This window comes from Caballeronia sp. EK, assembly GCF_014384845.1.
In the GTDB taxonomy this organism is placed as follows: Bacteria; Pseudomonadota; Gammaproteobacteria; order Burkholderiales; family Burkholderiaceae; genus Caballeronia; species Caballeronia jiangsuensis.
This window is the reverse complement of record NZ_JACSUE010000001.1, coordinates 473,819-494,750: the sequence shown is the minus strand read 5'-3', so window position 1 is coordinate 494,750 and position 20,932 is coordinate 473,819. Positions and strand designations below refer to the sequence as shown.

At 61.8% G+C, this 20,932-nt stretch carries 21 protein-coding genes; 6 read left to right on the top strand and 15 right to left on the bottom strand.

From position 1 onward, the window contains the following. Nucleotides 1-183: 183 nt before the first annotated feature. The gene (locus tag IAG25_RS02145; RefSeq protein WP_250487708.1) at nucleotides 184-1,488 is read left to right on the top strand and encodes an MFS transporter; all 1,305 of its coding nucleotides are present in this window, start codon (nucleotides 184-186) and stop codon (nucleotides 1,486-1,488) included. Between the two features lies 1 nt (nucleotide 1,489). Here IAG25_RS02145 and scpA read toward each other — a convergent pair whose 3' ends face one another. Genes scpA through IAG25_RS02105 form a run of 9 tightly spaced genes read right to left on the bottom strand, consistent with a single transcriptional unit; the run spans nucleotide 1,490 to nucleotide 10,123 of the window. Continuing rightward, nucleotides 1,490-3,604, bottom strand: coding sequence for a methylmalonyl-CoA mutase (gene scpA / locus IAG25_RS02140; RefSeq protein ID WP_255503470.1), 2,115 nt, complete (start codon nucleotides 3,602-3,604; stop codon nucleotides 1,490-1,492). Next, nucleotides 3,601-4,425, bottom strand: coding sequence for a Pnap_2097 family protein (locus IAG25_RS41315; protein ID WP_255503516.1), 825 nt, complete (start codon nucleotides 4,423-4,425; stop codon nucleotides 3,601-3,603). The genes scpA and IAG25_RS41315 overlap by 4 nt, the downstream gene beginning before the upstream one ends. Nucleotides 4,426-4,434: 9 nt before the next feature. Then, nucleotides 4,435-5,724 (bottom strand): MSMEG_0569 family flavin-dependent oxidoreductase, encoded by a 1,290-nt coding sequence (locus tag IAG25_RS02135; protein WP_187603300.1) that lies wholly within the window; start codon nucleotides 5,722-5,724, stop codon nucleotides 4,435-4,437. A 25-nt stretch (nucleotides 5,725-5,749) separates the two neighbouring features. Continuing rightward, nucleotides 5,750-6,034 carry an MSMEG_0570 family nitrogen starvation response protein gene (locus tag IAG25_RS02130; protein WP_187603299.1) on the bottom strand — a complete coding sequence of 95 codons (285 nt, stop codon included), beginning with the start codon at nucleotides 6,032-6,034 and terminating at the stop codon, nucleotides 5,750-5,752. 21 nt (nucleotides 6,035-6,055) lie between these two features. After that, a complete protein-coding gene (locus IAG25_RS02125; protein WP_187603298.1) occupies nucleotides 6,056-7,006 on the bottom strand; it encodes a sll0787 family AIR synthase-like protein in 951 nt (316 codons plus the stop codon). Continuing rightward, nucleotides 7,003-7,563, bottom strand: coding sequence for an MSMEG_0567/Sll0786 family nitrogen starvation N-acetyltransferase (locus IAG25_RS02120; protein WP_187603297.1), 561 nt, complete (start codon nucleotides 7,561-7,563; stop codon nucleotides 7,003-7,005). Before IAG25_RS02120 ends, IAG25_RS02125 begins: the two co-directional genes overlap by 4 nt. 1 nt (nucleotide 7,564) lies before the next feature. Continuing rightward, entirely contained in the window at nucleotides 7,565-8,635 is a 1,071-nt protein-coding gene (locus tag IAG25_RS02115) for an MSMEG_0568 family radical SAM protein (RefSeq protein WP_187603711.1), read from the bottom strand. Continuing rightward, nucleotides 8,628-9,635, bottom strand: a complete 1,008-nt coding sequence (locus IAG25_RS02110; RefSeq protein WP_187603296.1) for a Nit6803 family nitrilase — start codon at nucleotides 9,633-9,635, stop codon at nucleotides 8,628-8,630. Before IAG25_RS02110 ends, IAG25_RS02115 begins: the two co-directional genes overlap by 8 nt. Before the next feature lie 5 nt (nucleotides 9,636-9,640). Beyond that, the gene (locus IAG25_RS02105; RefSeq protein WP_016348771.1) at nucleotides 9,641-10,123 is read right to left on the bottom strand and encodes an MSMEG_0572/Sll0783 family nitrogen starvation response protein; all 483 of its coding nucleotides are present in this window, start codon (nucleotides 10,121-10,123) and stop codon (nucleotides 9,641-9,643) included. Nucleotides 10,124-10,504: 381 nt separating this feature from the next. Between IAG25_RS02105 and IAG25_RS02100 the strand changes: the two genes are divergently transcribed. Beyond that, nucleotides 10,505-11,896: an aminotransferase-like domain-containing protein gene (locus IAG25_RS02100; RefSeq protein ID WP_187603295.1), complete on the top strand. Its 1,392-nt coding sequence runs from the start codon at nucleotides 10,505-10,507 to the stop codon at nucleotides 11,894-11,896. A gap of 27 nt (nucleotides 11,897-11,923) precedes the next feature. Here IAG25_RS02100 and IAG25_RS02095 read toward each other — a convergent pair whose 3' ends face one another. After that, entirely contained in the window at nucleotides 11,924-12,814 is an 891-nt protein-coding gene (locus IAG25_RS02095; protein ID WP_187603294.1) for a LysR family transcriptional regulator, read from the bottom strand. A gap of 104 nt (nucleotides 12,815-12,918) precedes the next feature. Between IAG25_RS02095 and IAG25_RS02090 the strand changes: the two genes are divergently transcribed. Together IAG25_RS02090 and IAG25_RS02085 are read left to right on the top strand one after the other, a co-directional pair. Next, entirely contained in the window at nucleotides 12,919-13,311 is a 393-nt protein-coding gene (locus IAG25_RS02090; protein ID WP_187603710.1) for a tautomerase family protein, read from the top strand. A gap of 49 nt (nucleotides 13,312-13,360) precedes the next feature. Continuing rightward, nucleotides 13,361-14,461, top strand: coding sequence for an enolase C-terminal domain-like protein (locus IAG25_RS02085; protein WP_187603293.1), 1,101 nt, complete (start codon nucleotides 13,361-13,363; stop codon nucleotides 14,459-14,461). Nucleotide 14,462: 1 nt separating this feature from the next. Here the strand turns inward: IAG25_RS02085 and IAG25_RS02080 are convergent, their stop codons facing one another. The 3 genes from IAG25_RS02080 to IAG25_RS02070 form a co-directional block, all read right to left on the bottom strand. Then, the gene (locus IAG25_RS02080; RefSeq protein WP_187603292.1) at nucleotides 14,463-15,221 is read right to left on the bottom strand and encodes an SDR family NAD(P)-dependent oxidoreductase; all 759 of its coding nucleotides are present in this window, start codon (nucleotides 15,219-15,221) and stop codon (nucleotides 14,463-14,465) included. A gap of 62 nt (nucleotides 15,222-15,283) precedes the next feature. Then, nucleotides 15,284-16,582: an MFS transporter gene (locus tag IAG25_RS02075; RefSeq protein ID WP_255503469.1), complete on the bottom strand. Its 1,299-nt coding sequence runs from the start codon at nucleotides 16,580-16,582 to the stop codon at nucleotides 15,284-15,286. A gap of 114 nt (nucleotides 16,583-16,696) precedes the next feature. Then, nucleotides 16,697-17,068 carry a tautomerase family protein gene (locus IAG25_RS02070; protein ID WP_187603290.1) on the bottom strand — a complete coding sequence of 124 codons (372 nt, stop codon included), beginning with the start codon at nucleotides 17,066-17,068 and terminating at the stop codon, nucleotides 16,697-16,699. A 332-nt stretch (nucleotides 17,069-17,400) separates the two neighbouring features. On the opposite strand from IAG25_RS02070, the gene IAG25_RS02065 reads away from it, so the two are divergent. Continuing rightward, nucleotides 17,401-17,832 (top strand): MarR family winged helix-turn-helix transcriptional regulator, encoded by a 432-nt coding sequence (locus IAG25_RS02065; RefSeq protein ID WP_187603289.1) that lies wholly within the window; start codon nucleotides 17,401-17,403, stop codon nucleotides 17,830-17,832. A gap of 32 nt (nucleotides 17,833-17,864) precedes the next feature. Here IAG25_RS02065 and IAG25_RS02060 read toward each other — a convergent pair whose 3' ends face one another. Both IAG25_RS02060 and hisD read right to left on the bottom strand, forming a co-directional pair. Next, nucleotides 17,865-18,251 (bottom strand): acyl-CoA thioesterase, encoded by a 387-nt coding sequence (locus IAG25_RS02060; RefSeq protein ID WP_309243906.1) that lies wholly within the window; start codon nucleotides 18,249-18,251, stop codon nucleotides 17,865-17,867. A gap of 71 nt (nucleotides 18,252-18,322) precedes the next feature. Then, nucleotides 18,323-19,636: a histidinol dehydrogenase gene (gene hisD / locus IAG25_RS02055; protein WP_187603287.1), complete on the bottom strand. Its 1,314-nt coding sequence runs from the start codon at nucleotides 19,634-19,636 to the stop codon at nucleotides 18,323-18,325. A gap of 128 nt (nucleotides 19,637-19,764) precedes the next feature. Here hisD and IAG25_RS02050 point away from each other — a divergent pair, with 128 nt between their 5' ends. Next, nucleotides 19,765-20,868: a LacI family DNA-binding transcriptional regulator gene (locus IAG25_RS02050; RefSeq protein ID WP_255503468.1), complete on the top strand. Its 1,104-nt coding sequence runs from the start codon at nucleotides 19,765-19,767 to the stop codon at nucleotides 20,866-20,868. Nucleotides 20,869-20,932 lie beyond the last annotated feature (64 nt).

Genomic DNA, 20,932 nt, shown 5'->3' with positions numbered 1-20,932 from the left:
CCCTTTTGCGCCTGACCGACTTATGTTCGCGCTCCGGCTGCTCCCTGCATCGTTCGGGTAACACCTCATAGTTCACCGACGTCATCCAGAGATATAAAGATATATATGTTTATATCTTGCACTGGATGCTACCGGCCATCTCCGCGAGGGACCAGTGTTGCAGGCGACATTTCTGGGGGGTACATGGATTCGATTCCGATTTCTGAACAGCACGTGATGAGAAAGATGGCGTGGCGACTCATGCCGCTGCTCATCGTGATGTTCCTCATCGCGTTCATCGACCGGCAAAATGTCGGATTCGCAAAGCTTGAAATGGTGCAGGCGCTGGGGATGACCGAGGCGGCCTACGGTTTTGGCGCATCACTGTTTTTCATCGGTTATCTGCTGTTCGAGGTGCCAAGCACTTTGGCGCTCCACCGCTTTGGGGCGCGTACATGGCTGGCGCGAATCATGATTACGTGGGGCATCATCACTGTCCTGCTCGCCTTTACGAAGTCGCTGCCCCTGTTTTACTTTTACAGGTTCGCCCTCGGCGTAGCTGAGGCCGGCTTCTATCCTGGCGTCATCTACTACCTCACGCAATGGTTCCCGCAGAGCTATCGAACGCGGGTGCTCGGGTTCTTCACCCTGGGTAGCGCACTGGCCAACATGCTGGGGTCGCTTGTCGGTGGACTGCTGCTTTCGCTCGGCGGCACGTGGGATTTGCAGGGCTGGCAGTGGGTGTTCATCGCAACCGGCATTCCGGCCATCCTCATCGCCTTTGTCGCGCTGAAGTATCTTCCGAACTCGGTGCAAGTCGCGCCATTCCTCTCGCAGGCGGAGAAGGAGATTGTACTGGCGGCTTTTCAAAGGGAGGCGCCTACCGAGGCGAAGGCGTCGCATCCCTGGGCTGCATTCATCGACCCCAAGGTTCTCATGTTCGCTGCGACCTACATGCTGATGTCGACGTCACTTTATGGCGTGACCTACTGGATGCCTACGCTGGTGAAAAGCTATGGCGTCTCGTCGACGGTCAACGGTCTGCTCAACATGATTCCGTGGGCACTGGCGGCCTTGCTCCTGCTGTGGCTGCCGGGCAAGCTCAAACGAGAGCGCGTTGTCCTTCGAGCGATGACCGTCGTTGCGGGCGTTGGAGTCGTCTGCTTCGCTTCGAGCCTGGTATTGCCAACCGTTTCCCTTCGCTTCATTGCTCTGTGCCTGGGCGGGGCGTGTATTCCTTTGCTGTATCCGTGCTTCTGGTCGCTTCCGCCGCGCTTCTTCTCGGGTGCCCGAGCCGCAGCGAGCGTTGCGGCCATCAACTGCATCGGAAATCTTGGAGGTTTCTTCGGCCAAAACCTCATGCCCTATGTCGGCAAGATCAGCGAGAGCCACACTGCGCCGATGCTTGTTCCTACCGCATGTCTTTTAGTGCTCGCGATCGGAACAGCCATCGCACGGTCGGTCGGCGCCCGGCGTCAGGCAGTAGGGACCACCGTGCAGCGGACCTGAGTCACCCGTAGCGCTCCCGGTCTAGATCAGTGACGCGTCCTGGCCGGGCCGACACATCGAAGCGGCTCGTTTCGATCAGCCGCACGAGCCGCGCGACGATCTCGTGTACGGTTGTCCCCGGTCCGAAGATTTCCGCCACGCCCATGTTCCGTAGCGAAAGCGCGTCATTATCCGGCACGATCCCGCCGACGACGACCGGCGCACATACGTCTCTTTCTCCAAGCTCGCCCATGAATTGAAGCACCAGACTTTCGTGCGCTCCCGCAAGCGACGAAATGCCGATTACGTCGCACCTTTCGTCCGCTGCAAATCTCGCTGCACGCGTCGGCGAAGCAAACAGGCCGCTCATCGCAACATCGAAGCCCGCGTTCTTCAGCGCCGCCGCCACCACATTCGCGCCGCGATCGTGTCCGTCGAGTCCGAGTTTCGCCATCAGCAGGCGCGGCTCTCTGCCCAGCTTCTGCGCGAGTCGCGCAACCTGTGCGCTCGCCGCGTGCCATGCCTCGTCCTCTGCGCATTGTGTTCCATACGCATTCGACGTAACGTCCGATGGCTGCACATAGCGTGGCCAAACTGCTTCAAGGGCACGCGTACACTCACCCACTGTCGCCCGCGCGCGCATGCAGTCGATCGTCAGTGCAAGCAGGTTGCCGGCATCGTCGTGTGCGGCGCGAGTCAATGCCGCGAGCGTGGTGCTCACGCGATATTCGTCGCGTCGGTGCTTGACGTCGGAGATTCTGCGCGACTGTTGCACGCGCACGCGCTCTCCATCGATCGCGACGCATTCGGGAACATCGTCATCGGCCTCGATTGCCGGAAAGGCGTTAGTGCCGACGATCATCTGTTCGCCCGTATCGATGCGCGCCTGCGTCGCTGCCGCGCTTGCGTGAATCTGCTCCCGAACCCAGCCCGTGCGAATCGCCTCGCGCGCGCCGCCGCCCGCCTCGATTTCATCGATCATTTCGCGCGCCCGCCCGGCAAGATCGGCCGTCAGCGATTCCATCATGTACGAGCCGGCCCACGGATCGATCACGTCGCACAAGCCCAATTCGTGCTGAAGGATCAGTTGCGTGTCGCGTGCAAGTTGCGACGCCGATGCGGACGGCAGCGCGAGCGCCTCGTCATGCGCATTCGTGTGCAGCGACTGCGTGCCGCCGAACACCGCCGCCATCGCCTCGACGGTCGTGCGCACGATGTTGTTATGCGTGCGCGTCGGGCTGAGCGACCAGCCCGAAGTCTGGCAGTGCATGCGCAGCGCACGGCTTTTCGGCGTGCTCGCACCCTCTTGCGCCGCGATTTCCGACCACAGCAGGCGCGCGGCGCGCAGCTTCGCGATCTCTGTATAAAAGTCCGTTCCGGTGCCGAAGAAAAAGCTCAGTTGCTCGCAAACGGCATCGGCCTCCAGACCGCGCGCACGCAACGCGCGAAGATATTCGCGGGCATTCGCAAACGTGAGCGCAAGTTCCAGCGAAGCATCCGCGCCCGCTTCCTGAAAGTGATAGCCCGACACGGAAAGCGCCTTGAAGCGCGGCATGTGATCATGCAGAAACTGCGCGACATCCGCGACGATGCGCATCGAAGGCTCCGGTGCGAACACATACGTATTGCGCACCATGAATTCCTTGAGAATGTCGTTCTGCACCGTGCCCGAGAGCGAATCCCTCGCAATGCCGCGCTCTTCGGCCGCGACGATGAAAGCGGCGAGCACCGGCAGCACCGCGCCGTTCATCGTCATCGAGACGGACACGCGATCGAGCGCGATGCCTTCGAAAAGACGCGCCATGTCTTCGACCGTATCGATCGCCACGCCTGCAAGGCCGACGTCCGCGCGTGCTTCGTGATCGGTGGAATCGTAGCCGAGCTGCGTCGGCAGATCGAAGGCCACGGACAAGCCTTGCGCCCCATGTGCGAGCGCCTTGCGAAACGCGAGATTCGAATCCGCGGCGTCCGCATAACCGGCGTACTGGCGAATGGTCCAGGGCCTCGACGTGTACATCGACGCATACGGTCCGCGCACGAATGGTTGCGCGCCGGGTTGCGAACCGAGATGCCCGATGCCGTCGAGATCCGCCGACGTGTAGAGCGGCTTCAATGGAACGCGTCGCGGACGGCTCATGCGCGCCTCCGTGCTTTGTGCGTGAGGACATCGGCGATCTTCCTGCCGTCGCTCGTGCGTTCGATCTCGCACCAGTGCGCGACGCGCGTCTCGTCGACGAACGCGCACCGGAACGTCAGCCGCAAGCGCTCGCCGACATCGATGTTGCCGTGATAGTGCAGTTCGCGCGAAACGAGCGCGGGGGTATCCGCGAGACGCCAGGTCTGCCATTCGGCGCGATCGACGAAGCCCTGGAAGCTCGCGAAATAGAGGAAGTCCGCGCCGTTGAAATCGTTGTAAGGGCACGGCAGAAATTCGACCGGCGCGCAGTCCGCCGCGCGCACGCCCATTTCGGCGATGCGCGGCCCCGCTTCGCGCAGACGCAGTTCGCGCGCGGCCTCCTGCATGTCGGTGATCGCCGCGTTCATCGGCGCAATGTCGCCCTTCATTTTCGCAAAACTCGCGCGCGCGACCGAGCGGTTGTTGCGCGCCTCGGTGCGCCGCACGAACGTGGACATCATCGACAGCGAGGCGATCGCGCCATGTTCACGCTCCACGCGATGCTCGCTGACATGGCGCGCCGCGCCGATCCGCGCAAGCTCCGTGCGAATGCGCAACGCGTCGTTCTCGCGCACCTCGTGCATGCCGTGCGCGCGCAGCCGGATCGACGTGAACGCGGCATAGGCGCGCGTGCCTTCATCGGCGACGAAGTCGCTGCCGGTGGCTTGCGCGAGTGCGCCCCAGTGCCGGTCGCCGCATTCCTTGAGCAGCCAGTTTTCGGACAGGCCCGCGTAGTTGAGTTGCGGCATGCCGGCGCGGTAAGTGTCGTCGTGGCGAGGCATCATGCTTCTTCACGCACACGCAATCGATACATGATCGGGCACGTTCGAACGCTCCGCGCAGATCGCGTCGACGATGTACTGCGCGTCGCGCGCGACGCCGGAGAAGCGTCCCGAGCCCCACGTATGCAGCCACGGGAGACCGACGAAATAGATGCCCGGAACGGCCGTCACGCCGCGCATATGCGCCGGATATCCGCGCCCGTTGAACACCGGCGCGTCGAGCCAGGCGAAGTCCGGCGTGAAGCCGATGCACCACACGATGGACGTGATGCCGCTCGCCTGCAGATCGAGTTCCGCGCGTTCGCCCGGCGGATGCCACAGCGGCTCGTACCGCGCGGCAGCCGGCGCATCGATACCATGCTTCTCGATGAAACCGTCGATGCTCGCGTTGATGCGGTTATACGTGTCGTCGGCGTCGTCGAGGTTGGCGCGCAGGTTCGGGGCAAAGCGCAGTTTTCCATCGCGGAAGTCCTCAAGCCGCCCGAACAGTTCCATGCCTTCGGACGCGAAGCGGCGCAGGTCGATATCGCGTCCGCCGTCTCGGCCCGTCACATAGTGATTGGTGTTGTCGCGCACGCCTTCGCGCAGCGGATGATCGGTCACCGGCATGTCGTAGTAGCGCATGTCGGCCAGCCAGTCGACGACATCGCGGCCCCGATAGAAGCGCGCGCAACGCGGCGCCTCGCCGACCGCGAGATGCACCTTGCGGCCCGACAGGTGCAGATCTTCCGCGATCTGCGCGCCCGACTGCCCCGAGCCGACGACGAGCACCGCGCCGGGTGGCAGCGCGTCGGCGTTGCGGTATTCCGACGACTGCATCTGCACGATGCTCTGCGGCAGGCGCTCCGCCATGCGCGGCACGATCGGCGTGTGATAGCCGCCCGACGCGACGACCAGCTGATCGGCCGCAAACGTTCCGCGCGTGCTTTGCACGACGTAGCCGCCATTGGCGTCACGTGTTACCCGCGTGACTGCCGCGCCTTCGAGCACCGGCGCGTTCACCTTGGCGATGAACGCATCGAGATAGGCGATGATCTCGTCCTTCTTCATGAAGCCGTGCGGGTCCGGGCCATCGTATGGATGGCCCGGCAGCGCGCATTGCCAGTTGGGCGTGACGAGACAGAACGTGTCCCAGCGCTGAGTGCGCCACGTGTGCGTGACGCTGTGCTTTTCGAGCACGAGATGCCCGATATTCGCCTGTTGCAGAAAGTAGCTGACCGAGAGTCCGGCCTGGCCGCCGCCGATGACGATCACGCCGACATGCTCCGGCGCGGCCTGAGTGGATTCGATGTTCGACATATCCGCTTCCTCTTCGACAAATGGGTCAATCGAGCGCGAGCACGGTCACGCGCGCATCGTGCGCCTCGCTGAACCGTCGCGCGTCCTCTTCGATACGTGCAAGCTGATCGAACGCCGCGGAGCACGCGAAGCCGTACTTCTCGCGCACGCGCTCGGAGCCGATGCTGAGGGCCTCGCGCGAGCGCGCGACGAAGTCGCCGACGGCATAGCTCTCGCCCGCCGCGAAGTATTCGCCGACGACCGTCGAGGGCGAATAGCAATTCGCTTCGACGCCATCCGGCCAGCGAATTCGAAAGTGCATGACAGGCATGTCCGAGCCTCCGTTATGGGTTCATCGCGCACATATGAACGGTTCCTCGCGAAAGTTCCACAGCAAGGCGGCCTCATTGCCTTGCGTTACGACCACTTCGCGCGAATCATCGACTTCACCGATCACCGCGCTCGCGAGATCGCGCCCGGCGAAACGCGCCAGCACCTCGCCGACATGCTCGCGACGCACTGAAAGCACGAAGCCGAAGCTCGGAAATACCGTGAGCCAGCGTTCGATATCGACATCGGCGGGACACGGCAATGCATCGAGATCGATGCGCGCGCCAACCTCCGAGCATTCGAGCAGCATCAATGCGGTGCCGAGCGCGCCCGCCATGCTGATGTCCTTCGCGGCATCGCACAGACCGTCTTCGGCGAGTGCGGGCAACAGTTCGAAATCGGCGCGAGCGCGGCCTTCGGGCGATCCCACCGATGCGTTCCAGAACGGATACGGCTCCTCGAACCTGCCGCGCAGATCGACGGCCATCACGAGCGCATCGCCGGGGCGCGCATCGAAACTGGTCAGCAGCTTGCGCGCTCGCCCGACGATCGCGACCGCGAGTTGCGCGCCGTCGCTGCGCACGTTGCTGTGCCCGCCGACCACAGGCACGCCATACACCTCCGATGCCGCCGCCATGCCGGCGAGCACTTCGCTGGCGGCGTCCGCGCTGCCGCTCCACAGCGCATCGACGACGGCGAGCGGGCGGCCGCCCATCGCGTAGATGTCGCTCACGTTCACCATGACGCCGCTGTAGCCTGCGAACCACGGCATCGAATGAACGAAATCGCTCACCATGCCTTCGATCGCGAAGAGCAGATAACCATCGCCATCGGGGATCGCGGCGCAGTCATCGCCGATCGCCACGGATTGCGCGTTCGAAGGAAGACGCGAAAGCACATGCGAGATATCGCGCTTGTGACGAAAGCCGCGACTCTCGCGCAGGCGTTCGACGAGTCCGGCGAGCGCGTTCACGGCAGCCTCCGCGCCAGCGCGACGAAACCGCTTTGCGGCGTGATGCACGGCGGGTACGCGTCGAGTTGCGCGCGCATCAGATGATGTGGGCGGCCGAAGAGCGTTTCCTCCTGCTGCGTGTCCCAGCGCAGACGGCGAAAGAGCGGCACGTTCTGCGCCTGCACATGCGCGAGAAAAGTCTCGCAGCCCAGCGCATGCGCGCTCGATACCGCGAGCCGGATGAGCGTCGAGCCGATCTTGCCGTGCGAGCGGAAGGCCGCATGCACCGCGAGCCGCGAGCCGAACCACACGCCCGGCTCCGTCTCGTGGATGCGCACCGTGCCGACCACCTGCTCCGGCATGCCTGCGACGCAACTCAGCGCGACCAGCAGTTGCGCGCGCTCATCGATCTCGTCGCGATCGTCGCCGACGAACACGCCCTGCTCGATGCAGAACACCGCGCGCCGCAGCTTGTACGCTTCATCTTCTTCCCACGGCAGCGTCGCCCACTTCACGCGGTATTCGACCGGCGTGTAGTCGAGCTCGAACGCATCGCCCTCGATGGCTTCGACGAACATGTCACACCTCGTACGAAGAAAGCGACGAGCACGCGCCGCATTTGCCGCAGCCCGCCTTGATATCGGCGGAACGCATGTTCGCCTGCGCGAGCATCGCGCCGATCGGCGCGAGCACCGAGCGCATGAAATCGGGTGTGGGCGCGGGATGATCTTCGAGCGGCGTCCCGCTGATCGGCACGAACGGCACGACGAACGGATACACGCCGAGCGCAATCAGATCGCGCGCCATGTCGACGATGGCGTCCGCGCTGTCGCCGAGTCCCGCGAGGATGTACGTGCTCACCTGACCGCGCCCGAACACCGCGACCGCCGCCTCGAAGGCTTCCATGTAGCGCGACACCGGCACGCTCGCCTTGCCCGGCATGATGCGCTCGCGCACCGCGGGCGTCACCGCTTCGAGATGCATGCCGAGCGTGTCGATGCCGCTCGCCTTCATGCGCTCGAACCAGCGGTCGTCATCGGGCGGCTCGCACTGCGCCTGGATCGGCAGATCGACGGCTGCCCTGATCGCGAACGCGCTCTCACAGAGAATCTGCGCGCCGCGATCGGGCGTCGGCGGCGTGCCGGTGGTCAGCACCATGTGCTTGACGCCGTCGAGCAACACGGCGGCGCGCGCCACCTCGGCGAGCTGCTCCGGTGTCTTGCGCGCGATGGTGCGTCCCGCCGCGAGCGACTGCCCGATCGCGCAGAACTTGCACGACTTGCGGCGGCTTTCGTAACGGATGCAGGTTTGCAGCACGGTCGTCGCGAGCACATCGGCGCTGTGCAGCGTCGCGATGTGCGAATACGGCACGCCGTCGAGTGTCTGCATCGCGTAGAAACGCGGCGCCTTCGGAAAGCTGATGCTCGCGATCGGGATCGTGTTGCGCATCAGCGGGCTGTTGCCGTTCGCGTCCGGCTGGCCCGCGACGAACGGCGAATCCCATGCCGTGCTCGTGTGCACGGGCACCATGATGGTCACGCCATCGACGGTGACCGCCTTGTGATCGGATGGTCCCGCGCCGCCGCGCCGGCTGGACACACCGGCGCGCGGATCGACCAGCCGCAGGCCGCTCGACTGAAGCTCAGTCATCAATTGCCGGCTCGACGCCGGCAGGTTCTCTCTTGCGCTCATCGTCGTAGGTGTCCTTGAAAGAAGTGACGGGCGTGGCGGGCCGGTCGTTGATCGCGAGACTCAGCAGCTCGGGCCGCGCGTAGTGGCCGACCGAATCCATCATGCGTTTGCGCTTGGTGATGAGCGACATGTCGAGATCGGCGATCACCATGCCTTCGCCTTCGCGCAGCGGCTCGGCCAGATGCTGGCCTTCGGGCGAGACGATCGCCGTGTTGCAGCCGCCGCGCAACGCGCGTTGCAGGTTCGGATCGGGCGTGATGGCTTCGATCTGCGCATCGGTCAGCCAGCCTGTCGCATTGACGACGAAGCAGCCCGACTCCAGCGCGTGATGCCGGATCGTCACTTCGATCTGCTCCGCGAAGATCGGGCCGACCAGCGAGCCGGGAAACTGGCTGCAATGAATCTCTTCATGCTGCGTCATCAGCGCGTAGCGCGCGAGCGGGTTGTAGTGCTCCCAGCACGCCAGCGCGCCCACACGTCCGACGCGCGTCTCGGCGACCTTCAGCCCCGCGGCATCGCCTTGTCCCCAGATCATCCGTTCGTGGAAGGTCGGCGTGATCTTGCGGCGCTTGAGCAGCAGGCGGCCGTCGGTATCGAAGATGAGCTGCGTGTTGTAGAGGCTGCCGTGATCGCGCTCGTTCACGCCGAGTACGACCACCATGTTCGCGAGCCGCGCGTGTTCCGCGACTGCCTGCGTGACCGGACCCGGCACGACAACTGCCTGTTCGTAGAGCTTCATGTGATCCGCGCCCGAGGCAACCGGTGCGCGCACGAACGAGAAGTACGGGTAATACGGCACGAAGGTCTCGGGAAACACGATCAGCTGCACGCCTTTCGCGGCGGCTTCATCGATGGCCGTGCAGACGCGGTCGAGCGTGCCGTTCGGGCGCTCGAAATCCGGCGCGATCTGCACGGCGGCGGCGCGCACGACGCGCTTGGTCGTCAGGTCATCGGCCATGATCGTCACACGGTCCACGTATGAATGACGAGCGCGTTCTCCTTGCGATGAAGCAGCTGGAGATCGAGCACATCGAGCGGGTTGATCGGACGAATGCCTTCGATGAGCGACGCCTCGCCGTGTCCGTACAGAGCCTGCAATGCGAAGCGGCATGCGTAGACCTTCCCGCCTTCGGCCATGAACTTCTGCAGTTGCTTGTTGAAGTTGAGATGGCCGGGGAATGCTTCGTCGCCGAGCGTCGGGAAGCCGCGTTGGAGGCCGAGCGTCACGCCCGGTCCGTAGAGCAGCACGGAAGTGTCGAAGCCCTTGCGTTGCAGACGCGTGGCTTGCAGCAGATTCACGAAGCCGATCGAGCCTTCGAATGCAACCGTATGAAACGTGACGAGCGCTTTTTCGCCAGGTTCGGCCTTCACGTCTTCGAATACTTTCTCTTCGTAGTCGACCAGATAGTCGCCGTTCTTGTGAAGCGGTTGATTGACTGCGGGCATGGCATTCTCCGATGTTGGGTTCACGTCTCTACCGTCTCGTTTCATCGCGACGGCGAACGCTCAAACGCAACGGATATGCCAATGATTGGCCCGTAAAATGCAATCACTTTGCAATCAAGCAAAACGAACTTGCATGCGCGACGCGAAAAATTTTCGTCCAAGCCAATCCGGGCGGCCTTTCGCTGTCATGGGCGGGAGCCTTGCACGAGCGATGCGCGCACACTTTCAGCGCAGCCGATCCTTTGCGTGGTGCGTAGCACACCGAAGCCGTGCATAAAAGCGATCAATGCAATCAACTGCGATCAGCGCATGCGATCTCTTTTCTTTTGATTGATTTGTCATGCTAAGGTGAATCGAACCTTTGCCGAGGACATCGCGGTCATGAATCAGCCGGCGCATCACTGGATCAGAAAGCTCGAAGAGAGTAGAAAGCCCGCTTATCTGACGATTCCCGATCTGATCGAAGAGGACCTTGCGACCGGACGATTGCGGCCGCGCGATCGATTGCCCGGTCTGCGCGATCTCGCCGACCTGCTCAGCCTCAACTACACGACGGTCGCGCGTGCGTACGCGGAAGCGCGCAAGCGCGGCCTGCTCGATGCGCGCGCGGGCAGCGGAACCTTCGCGCGCGGCAGGACGCAGACCTTGCCGCTCGCCGGGGGCGGCAGCGTCGAGATGTCGATGAACATGCCGCCCGAACCGCCGCTCGTGGCAGCGCGACTGCGCGCGTCGGCGGCGAGCCTGATGGAGCGTGCCGATCCGTTCCAGTTGTTGCGTTACCAGGATTTCGGCGGTACGGCGGCGGATCGCGCGGCGGGACGCGAATGGCTTCGGAAGCGCGTTGCGGATTGCGATGTCGATAACGTGCTCGTTTGTCCGGGCATTCATGGCGCGCTCGTTGCGCTGGTGTCGCAGCTTGCGCGGCCGGGCGAGATCATCTGTCTGGATTCGCTCGCTTATCCCGGGATCAAGGCGATTGCTTCGCAACTGGGCGTGCGCTTGCAGGCCCTCGCCCGCGATGACGAAGGGCCGTTGCCGCATGCGTTCGAAGCGTTGTGCAAGACGGAGAAGCCGGGAGCGTTCTACTGCAATCCGACGCTGCAGAATCCGAGCACATTGACATTGACACGGCAGCGGCGCGAAGCCCTCGCCGATGTGGCCTTGCGTTACAACGTGCCGATCATCGAAGATGAGCCTTACGGCATGTTGCCTCTCGATGCGCCCGCCACGCTCGCGGAACTCGCGCCCGAACTGACGTATCACGTGACGGGTTTATCGAAGACGCTGGGTGCGGGGTTGCGCGTGGCATATCTCAAAGCGCCGACGCTGCGGCAGACGCAGCGGATCGCGGGCGCATTGCGTGCGACCACGGTCATGCCGAGTCCTTTCACCGTCCTTCTCGCGACCCAATGGGTCAACGACGGTACGGCATCAGACGTGCTCGACGCTATTCGCGAAGAGGCATCGGCCCGACAGGCGATTGCGTCGGACGAGCTTCGAGGCCTCGCGTTCGACGCCGACCCGCACGGGTTTCATCTCTGGCTGCCCGTGCCTTCGATGTGTGACTGGAGTGCGCCGGAACTGGCTCTCCAGTTGCGGACTCAAGGCATCGGCGCGGTGGCCGGTGCCGCATTTTCCGCAGACGGGAATCCACCGAATGCGCTGCGCTTGTGCCTTGGCGGACCTCAGAACCGGGAAGATTGCCGCGAGGCGCTAAGGCGCGTCGCCGACATGATGGGCGATCCGCACCATCTGCATATGCCGACGCTTTGAAACGTTTGGAGACTCGGGACGGAGGCCTCAAGACTTGAACGACGCTTCCATCCTGTCTCCGAGGCGCGCCACCGCGCGGCTGAGATTCCCGAGATGAGGCGGATGCAAAAGCCAAACGTCTAGCTGAGGCGCGAAGCGTGCGACCTTCACGACTTCGAGCCGCCGCTGCCACGCACTATGAGTCAGCACACTTCGCGGAACCAGACCCAATCCCAAGCCTGAGGCGATGAGCTGCAATTGCATTTCGCTGCCGTGCGTATCCGCTTTGACGCGCAACGCGTAGCCGGCCGCTTCGACTGCGTGTTGCAGCGCCGCCCGATAACCGCATCCTTCCGGGTTCAGGATCCATCCACCGTCCGCGATGGTGGGGAGTGTCGCCCGACTCGAAACCAGCGGACGCCTTTTACTTTGCACGACGACCAGTTCGATGGTCGAGACGCGTCGGCGCACGTATGCGTCGGCGGGTTGTCTGCCCTTCGGACTCAGAATTGCGGCGGCATCCAGTTCGCCCGCGTCGAGCAGACGAAGCAGACCGGGACTCCAGTCCGACTTGAGTGTCACGTCGAGCGCCGGAAATGCATCGCCGAGCGCGGTCAGCGCATCGAACAGGACGATATCGGCGATACCCTGTGGCAAACCAAAACGCAGCTTTCCCGAAGGATCTCCGTCTTCCCGGGTGACATTCATCAGCCGGTCGAAGGCAGCGAGCAATGGCACGGCATGCTCGTGAATACGATGCGCAAGTGCAGTTGCACGGGGAGGTTTGGAATTGCGGTCGAGCAGTTGCGCGCCGAGCACATCTTCCAGTCGCTGGATGCGCTTCGATACCGCCGACTGCGTCACGCACAGCTTTTGTGCGGCACGCGTCAGAGAGGCTTCCTCCACCACCGTCACGAAAGACTTCAGTTCCTCGATCATTATTCCATTCCGTCATTCAAAGCAGTCTGAATATTCGCTTTAGGAAAGCATCGATTGAGTCTAGCCTAGTGGGCGTTATCACGCACTCTTGTTTTGAGGCCACTATGCCACTCGTCCGAATCGATCTTTCGAAAGCCGCGGCACCCGCCGTCGTTCAGGCTGTCAGCGACACCGTCTACGAGGCGATGACCTCGATCGCCGGCGTCCCCGCCAACGACAAGTTTCAGATCGTCACCCGACACGACGCTGACGAACTCGTCTATCCGGCCGATGGCTATCTCGGCATCTCCTACTCTCCGTTGATTGTCTTCATCCAGATCACCTGGAATATCGGTCGTTCGATCGATGTGAAGAAGGCGTTCTACGCTGCCATCGCCAACGGCATTTCCTCGAAGACGGGTCTGCGAAAGGAAGATGTCTGGATCAGTCTGGTCGAGGTCGCACGAGAGAACTGGTCGTTCGGCAACGGGGAAATGCAATACGCGCCTGCGGATTAGCCTCGCATCGGTATAAGCCCGCCAAAAAGATATCAGCATGGAGGACGACATGAAGCCACTGGAGCATTTGACCTTTCACTCGCTCGAGTTACAGCCCGTGCTGATCCCGTTGAAGCGACCAATCGTGTCGAAGGTCGGAAGCTTCTCGGACTGGCCGGTCGTCGCCATCACGCTCAGGACCAACGAAGGCGTAAGCGGATGCAGCTATCTCGAACCGTATCTCGCTCATTCGATGAAGTACATCGTATCGATCATGAGCGACCTGGCGGCCAATAAGAAAGGTAAGCGCATCGCGCCTTTGTCCGATTTTCAGGCCGAGCGCAAGTCTTTGAGTCTGGTCGGTTACGAAGGTCTTGCGATGATCGCCATCGCAGGCCTGGATATGGCGGCCTGGGACGCGTTGGCGAAAGCCGTGAAGCTCCCGCTGGCGCGATTGCTGGGCGGCGACATCGGCACGGTGCCCGCTTATAACAGCAACGCATTGTGGCTCACCGATACCGGCAAGCTGGCCGACGAAGCGCTTGCCCTGATCGCCGAAGGAGGCTTTGGGGCAATCAAGCTCCGGCTCGGGCGCGATCGATTGCAGAAGGATATCGACGCCATCGAAGCGGTCCGCCATGCCGTGGGCGGCGACATCAAACTCATGGTCGATTTCAATCAGGGCATGAGATTCGGAGATGCAGTGCGCCGCTGCCATGAACTGGACGATTTCGGGCTCTACTGGTTCGAAGAGCCCATCGCCTACGACAACATCGACGGCTACTCGGACCTGGCGGCCAGGCTCAAGACCCCGCTCTGCCTCGGTGAGAATTTCTACGGGCCGCGTGCGCTGTCGCGTGCGGTCACGGCGAAGGCAGGAACCTTCATGATGCCGGACATGATGCGCATCGGCGGCGTATCGGGCTGGCTTCGCTCGGTACCCATTGCGGGCGCATTGGGCATCGACGTTTCGAGTCATCTGTATCCGGAGGCCTCCGCGCACCTTCTGCGGGTTACCGAAACAGCCCATTGGCTCGAATGGCAGGACTGGGTCGACCCGATCCTGGAGGCGCCGTTTCCTGTCAAAGACGGCCTGATCGAGATTCCAGATCGGCCAGGCACAGGGTTCGACTTCGATAAGGAGGCGCTGTCCCGTTTCGCGTTTGACTGATCTACTGCGCCGTCCATCCTCCGTCGATACGCAAACTCGTTCCGGTGATCATCGATGCGGCAGGAGACGCGAGATACAGCACCGCCGCAGCGACGTGATCGCTCGAGAGCAGACGGCCCATCGGGATGCGGTCGAAGACCCAGCGCTTGAACTGCTCGTTCTCGAAGAACGGCTGCGTCATCGGTGTATCGACGAACGTAGGCGCCACCGAGTTCACGCGTATCCTCGGTGCAAGCTCGACTGCGGCTGCTTTCGTCAGCCCTTCCATCGCGTGCTTCGTCATGCAGTACACGGATCGATCGGGCGCGCCTACATGCCCCATCTGCGACGATATGTTGATGATGGCGCGGTCGTCGGTTGCTTCACCTTCGAGCATCTTGCGAACGGCCGCTCGTGTCGCCAGGAATGTCGCTCTGACGTTCAGGCCGATCACGAAATCCAGATCTGAAGTCTTGACGTCTGCGAGTCGCGCAGGGACGTTGGTGCCCGCGTTGTTGACGAGGATGTCCAGTCGGGGAAGTTCGCTGAACGCCCGCTCCAGTTGATCGTCTTTCAGGAGGTCGCATACGACAGGTGTGCACGCGCCACCGTTTCGGTGGATGCGAGCGGCGACTTCATCCAGTTCTCGCGCATCCTTGCTGAGCAGATAGACGTGCGCGCCGGATTGTGCGAGCAAAGAAGCGATGTCCGCGCCAAGGCCACGCCCCGCGCCAGTCACGACAGCGCTCTTCCCTTCAAGGTTAAAAAGTTCGTTAGACATATGTCCCTTCAGGATTTCAAATTCGGTTGATCGATTGCGTCACGACTCGGGCGTTAGTTCGGTCAGCCTTCCTGCGTCGTGCTGGCTGGAATCAGGGTCGCCGCTGACGGCGCTCTGCGCTCCTGAACGACCCTCGCGAACAGGGCGCAGACGAGCGTGATGCCTGCCGCGATCATCGCGAAGATGGCCACAGGGGTGTAGTCACCGTACTTTGCGAGCAGCGCCGTGGCGATCAGCGGCGTGGGCGCGCCGGCGAGCAGTGCACCCAGCTGGAATCCGATCGTCACCCCGCTATAACGGACTTCGGGGCTGAACATTTCGGCGAACCATGCAGCCATCGGCGAGAACACGGCCGCATGAGCAATCGTGATCACCATGATCTCGGCAAGCAGGATCATCGTCGGATTCCCGGTTCCTACCATGTGAAAGAACGGGAATGGCGCAACGACTGCGACCAGTGCGCCGAAGATCACGATCTGCTTTCGACCAAACTTGTCCGATAACGCACCAAAGATCGGATTCGTTAGCAGTTCAAGTGCGGCCGCAATCAGGATGGCGACCAGCACCGTCTTTCGCGGCAAGCCGAGATGGCTCGTCATGTAAGTCAGGCCGAAGGTTGTAAATACGTAGTACATAATATTGTCTGCAAAGCGAAGTCCCGCGGACATCAGGATCGCCCTCGGAAATCTGCGAACCGCCTCGACGATGGGCAGCTTGACGGTCGAGTCGGAGTCGAGCACCTTCTTGAAAGCGGGTGGTTCTTCGATACGGAGGCGGATCACGAGACCAACCGCGACGAGTACCGCGCTGAACAGGAACGGGATACGCCAGCCCCACGCGAGGAACTCCGTCTCAGGCAGGCGGCTAGCCAGCTCCATCCCGCCCACCGCCATACACAACCCTGCGGGAAGTCCCATCTGAGGGAAGCTGCCATAGAGGCCACGGCGATTCGGGTTGGCGTGCTCGACGGCGATCAGAGCGGCCCCTCCCCATTCGCCGCCTACGGCCAACCCTTGCACGATGCGAAGCAGAATCAGGAGAATCGGCGCAGCGAGTCCGATGCTGTTGTACGACGGCACTAGACCGATCAGCGTGGTCGAAACGCCCATTGCCAGCAGTGTCGTGACCAGCACGAATTTTCGTCCGACACGATCGCCAAGGTGACCCGCGACGATGCCGCCGAATGGTCGTGCGATGAATCCGACCGCGAATGTGCCGAATGCCAGAAGCGTTCCGGTCAACGGATCGCCACCGGGGAAATACAGCTTGCCAAAAACGAGCGCCGAGGTGATTCCGTAGAGAAAGAAGTCGAACCATTCAATGGCGCTTCCCATGAAACTGGCGATGGCGATCGTCAGCATCTTCGGTGACGAATGCGCTGTCGCAGTCGAGTGTCTAGTATTCAAGCCCGTCTCCTGATGCATAGGAATGCAAAATGTATGAACTTATCGATTGTTCACTTACCGTGTCGTCGATCACGCGTAGGGTGGATCAGGCAACTGCTGGCCGCCGCGAATGATGAACTTGGGGTTGTATTCGAGCAGGCCCGTTTCGATACGGTCTTCCGGGACGCCCGCATAGTCGCTGAAAATAGCGCTCACTTTTCTGACCAGCGTGAGCTTCGCGTCGTCCGATCGACCCGCGCGAATATTGCACATGATGAGCGTGTCGCCGCCCGGTTCTCCGCCCACGTAACTGCTTTCGGACGCGAGGTCGTTGAAGACCACGCTGATGATTTCGAGCGGCGACTTGATTGTCTCGTTCACGGCGGTGGTGATCGCTTTGGCGATCTTGCGCTTGATGTCGACGTCCAGTCCGGCGCGCGTGTTGCAAACGATGATGGGCATTTCCGGTAACTCCTTCGAAGCTAGTTGGGGAATAAGTCTTTGAACGGCACCGATTAATCTGTTGCATATGCATCTATATGGGCGCAGCGTGTCCAAGGAAAGCCGATGCGCACGGAAATCGATGTTTGCCGCACCGGCCCGTGATGACCATGCCGATCTAAACAGATGCATCTACAACCGATGTATATGCAACAGTCTAGTAAGAATCGATACCTCTTCAACCTAGTGAGAACCCGTACCGGCCTCTTTCTCCGGAAAGCCTGTGCCGTCTCTCGTCAGGAAGTGCTACGATAGTTGCATATACACTGATCACTCTTTAAAAGGGATCGTCGATGTTCACCGAATGCTATTGCACCCAGTTCAGGCGCTCCGCGAATGCCCTGACGAGCATTTACGACGAGGCTTTGCGCCCGGTGGGCCTGAAAATCACCCAGCACACCCTGCTTCGCGGCCTCGATCGACTTGGCTCGGCAACCTATAACGAGATTGCAGCCGAGTTATCGCTCGACAAGACCACTATCTCGCGCAACATCAAATTACTCATCGATGCCGGATGGGTCGAGGTCTCCAGCGACGACGATGCGCGCTACAAACTGGCGAAGCTCAGCCCTGCCGGCACCCGCGTATTGAAGGAGGCTGAGCCGCACTGGCGCGCGGCGCAGACTCAGGTCGAGAAAGAACTCAGGAAGTACCTCAAGGGGCCGGCCAGAAATGTGCTCCTGGAGGCGCTCGAGACGCTGCAGAACGTGGGCGGTGAACGGTAGAGCGCTGCGCCGCGTGTCGTCGATGTGCATCTTCAAGGTCCCTGGATCTGATGGACCGCTTGCCGCAATTCATCAGACAGCGACACAGGCCTTCGCGTAACACGGTCGACGTAGGCGTGAACGAAAGTGCCATGCGCGAACGACTGATCACGGTCGTTTCTGAACAGACTGATCTCGTATGTCACGCTGGTCGTCCCCACTCGGCTGACGCACAATCCGCACGTGACGAGGTCCGGAAAGACGACCTCATCGAAGTACTCGCAGCTCGTGCGCACAACCAGCCCGACAGCCTCGCCGCGAACCGGGTCGAGAAGACCGCGATCGATCAGCCATCCATTGACCGCGGTATCGAACCAGGTGTAATGAACGGCATTGTTCACGTGCCCGTAGATGTCGATGTCTTTCCACTGGGTGTTCACCTGACAAAACCAGTGGAAGTCACTTCGAGGCCGCGGTCTGGTCCGAGTCATGAGCGTCTCCTCAGCGGCAATTACGCGGGAACGGCCGTGCCGTACGGCACATCGCGATTGCCGAAGCGACGCACACGAATGTTGGCTTGCTCGCCGTGCGCGATCATGCCTTCGATCGCGCACAGCCGCGAGCAATACGAGCCAATCAGCGCGCTCGCTTCATCCGTCAGCACCTTTTGATATGTGCAGGTCTTGATGAATTTGCCGACCCACAAACCACCGGTGTAACGAGCGGCTTTACCAGTCGGCAACGTGTGATTCGTGCCGATGACCTTGTCGCCATAAGCGACGTTGGTACGGGCGCCGAGGAAGAGCGCACCGTAGTTCTTCATGTTCTTCAGGAAGTAATCCGGGTCACGCGTCATCACCTGAACGTGCTCGGATGCGATGCGATCGGCCACCGAAACCATCTCTTCGAGCGTATCCGCCACGATCACTTCGCCATAGTCGCGCCACGAGACGCCTGCCGTGTTGGCGGTCGGCAGAATTTCGAGCAGGCGTTCGACTTCGGCGATGGTGTCCTTCGCCAGTTGTATCGAGTTGGTGAGAAGAACGGCCGGTGTGTTGAAGCCGTGCTCCGCCTGACCCAGAAGGTCGGTCGCGCACAGTTCCGCATCGACGCTGTCGTCGGCAATCACCAGCGTTTCGGAAGGCCCCGCGATCAGGTCGATGCCGATGCGGCCGAACAATTGACGCTTCGCTTCCGCGACATAGGCATTGCCCGGTCCGACCACCATCGCAACCGGATCGATCGTCTGCGTGCCGAGCGCCATCGCCGCGATCGCCTGTACACCGCCGAACGTGTAAATCTCGTCGGCGCCGCCGAGGTGCATGGCCGCGACCACAGCGGGATTCGGCTTGCCACCGACCGGCGGCGATGCGGTGATGATGCGCGCAACGCCCGCCACCTTCGCCGTCACGACGCCCATGTGTGCCGATGCAACCAGTGGAAACTTTCCGCCTGGGACGTAGCACGCCACGCTGTCGACCGGCATGTTCTTGTGGCCCAGCACTACGCCCGGCAGCGTTTCGATTTCGACATCACGAATCGACTCGCGTTGTGCCTGAGCGAAGTTGCGCACCTGAGCCTGTGCAAACCTGATGTCGTCGAGCTGGCCCGGAGACAGCGTGCGAACGCAGCGCGCAATCTCGTCTTCCGACAGCCGGAAGCTTTCGGGCGACCAGTTGTCGAACTTCGCCGAGAGTTCGGCGACCGCTGCGTCGCCGCGCGATGCAACGTCGCCGAGGATGCCCGTAACCACGTCACGAACCTTGGCGGCGTCTTGCGACGATTCTTCCGCGCTACGACCATGCTTCAAGTACTGGATTGCCATTTGCATTTCCTTTTTGCGGGGTGACCGGGAAGCAGCGTGCGCCGTATGTTTGAAGGCTCGCTGCGTTGATGAAAATGTAGCGCAAATTTTTATGCAAATTTTGCGCAAATGCTCGATACTTTCCCTAGATGGCCGATTTCAAGCGGAAATACGGCATCGCAATCACAACGCATCAATGCAAATTTATGCAAACGAAACCTCGTACAGGCATCCGCGCAAGGGCTTCGAAAGTCCGGCTCGAAGATGTTGCGGAGCGTCTTGGCATATCGGTGTCCACGGTGTCACGGTCATTGGCCGGTCACCCCGCCATCAGTAGCGAGACCCGTGGCGCCGTGCAGGCAGTTGCGGCCGAATTGGGCTACCGAATGCCGTCACAGGGTCGATCCACGCGCAAGTCGGCGACGAAGCTGATCGGGGTGGTCGTCGGCGCGCTGCATAACCGGTTCATGACCTTGTTGCTGACGCATCTTCATGACGCCCTGCAGGAGTTCGACTATCAGATCACCTTGATGATCGACTCGATGAACGACGCGGACAATCTGCTGGCATTTCGACCTTTGATTGACGGTTATCTCGACGGGATGATCTTCGCCACCGCGACGCTCGACTCACCCGTGGTTGCGGAGATGCAAAGACGCGGCATTCCGCTGGTGCTCGTCGTCCGGTCCGTGGACGATGTGAAGGTCGATACGGTCGAGGTCGACAACGTTCACGCCGGCGCCCTCGCGGTCGAGCATCTGTATCAGCTTGGGCATCGACGGATCGGGCTGGTCATGGGTTCGCAAAACACGTCGACCAGCAGAGACCGCGTCAAAGGAGCCTTGCAGTGGCTTGCGGGCGCGGGCATATCGCCGACATCGGTGCCATTGATCTACTGCGATTACACCAGCGAGGCGGGATACTCCAGCGCCATCGCGATGCTGAGCGAGGAAAACCGAGTGACGGGCATCGTCGCCGGAAACGACACGATCGCGCTCGGTGTGCTCGAAGCGGCCAAAAGGCAGAGCATCGCGGTGCCCCAGCAACTCTCGATCATCGGCTTCGACGACATGCCCCTTGCGGGATCGCCGCTGGTCGGGTTGACGTCGATCCGACAGCCCGTCGAAGCCATGGCGCGCACCGCCGCACGCAGACTCGTCGAGCGCATTCGAGCCGGAGGGATGGGCGCACCGGTCCACGATGTCCTGCCCATCCAGCTGGTTCGTCGCGATACAACGGGGCCGATGGGCTGAAAAGAATCACGTAGAACGTCGGAATCAGTTTGAGATCGGTATCAACCACGCAATCCGGTCCGTT

Excerpts from the sequence above, each read along its gene's own strand:
- IAG25_RS02085 (WP_187603293.1), top strand. The coding sequence starts at position 13,361 with ATGAAGCCACTGGAGCATTTGACCTTTCACTCGCTCGAGTTACAGCCC.
- IAG25_RS02080 (WP_187603292.1), bottom strand. The coding sequence starts at position 15,221 with ATGTCTAACGAACTTTTTAACCTTGAAGGGAAGAGCGCTGTCGTGACT.
- IAG25_RS02070 (WP_187603290.1), bottom strand. The coding sequence starts at position 17,068 with ATGCCCATCATCGTTTGCAACACGCGCGCCGGACTGGACGTCGACATC.
- IAG25_RS02120 (WP_187603297.1), bottom strand. The coding sequence starts at position 7,563 with ATGTTCGTCGAAGCCATCGAGGGCGATGCGTTCGAGCTCGACTACACG.
- IAG25_RS02145 (WP_250487708.1), top strand. The coding sequence starts at position 184 with ATGGATTCGATTCCGATTTCTGAACAGCACGTGATGAGAAAGATGGCG.
- hisD (WP_187603287.1), bottom strand. The coding sequence starts at position 19,636 with ATGGCAATCCAGTACTTGAAGCATGGTCGTAGCGCGGAAGAATCGTCG.
- IAG25_RS02135 (WP_187603300.1), bottom strand. The coding sequence starts at position 5,724 with ATGTCGAACATCGAATCCACTCAGGCCGCGCCGGAGCATGTCGGCGTG.
- IAG25_RS02115 (WP_187603711.1), bottom strand. The coding sequence starts at position 8,635 with ATGACTGAGCTTCAGTCGAGCGGCCTGCGGCTGGTCGATCCGCGCGCC.
- IAG25_RS02105 (WP_016348771.1), bottom strand. The coding sequence starts at position 10,123 with ATGCCCGCAGTCAATCAACCGCTTCACAAGAACGGCGACTATCTGGTC.
- scpA (WP_255503470.1), bottom strand. The coding sequence starts at position 3,604 with ATGAGCCGTCCGCGACGCGTTCCATTGAAGCCGCTCTACACGTCGGCG.
- IAG25_RS02095 (WP_187603294.1), bottom strand. The coding sequence starts at position 12,814 with ATGATCGAGGAACTGAAGTCTTTCGTGACGGTGGTGGAGGAAGCCTCT.
- IAG25_RS02100 (WP_187603295.1), top strand. The coding sequence starts at position 10,505 with ATGAATCAGCCGGCGCATCACTGGATCAGAAAGCTCGAAGAGAGTAGA.
- IAG25_RS02065 (WP_187603289.1), top strand. The coding sequence starts at position 17,401 with ATGTTCACCGAATGCTATTGCACCCAGTTCAGGCGCTCCGCGAATGCC.
- IAG25_RS02090 (WP_187603710.1), top strand. The coding sequence starts at position 12,919 with ATGCCACTCGTCCGAATCGATCTTTCGAAAGCCGCGGCACCCGCCGTC.
- IAG25_RS02075 (WP_255503469.1), bottom strand. The coding sequence starts at position 16,582 with ATGCTGACGATCGCCATCGCCAGTTTCATGGGAAGCGCCATTGAATGG.
- IAG25_RS02130 (WP_187603299.1), bottom strand. The coding sequence starts at position 6,034 with ATGCCTGTCATGCACTTTCGAATTCGCTGGCCGGATGGCGTCGAAGCG.
- IAG25_RS02110 (WP_187603296.1), bottom strand. The coding sequence starts at position 9,635 with ATGGCCGATGACCTGACGACCAAGCGCGTCGTGCGCGCCGCCGCCGTG.
- IAG25_RS41315 (WP_255503516.1), bottom strand. The coding sequence starts at position 4,425 with ATGCCTCGCCACGACGACACTTACCGCGCCGGCATGCCGCAACTCAAC.
- IAG25_RS02050 (WP_255503468.1), top strand. The coding sequence starts at position 19,765 with ATGGCCGATTTCAAGCGGAAATACGGCATCGCAATCACAACGCATCAA.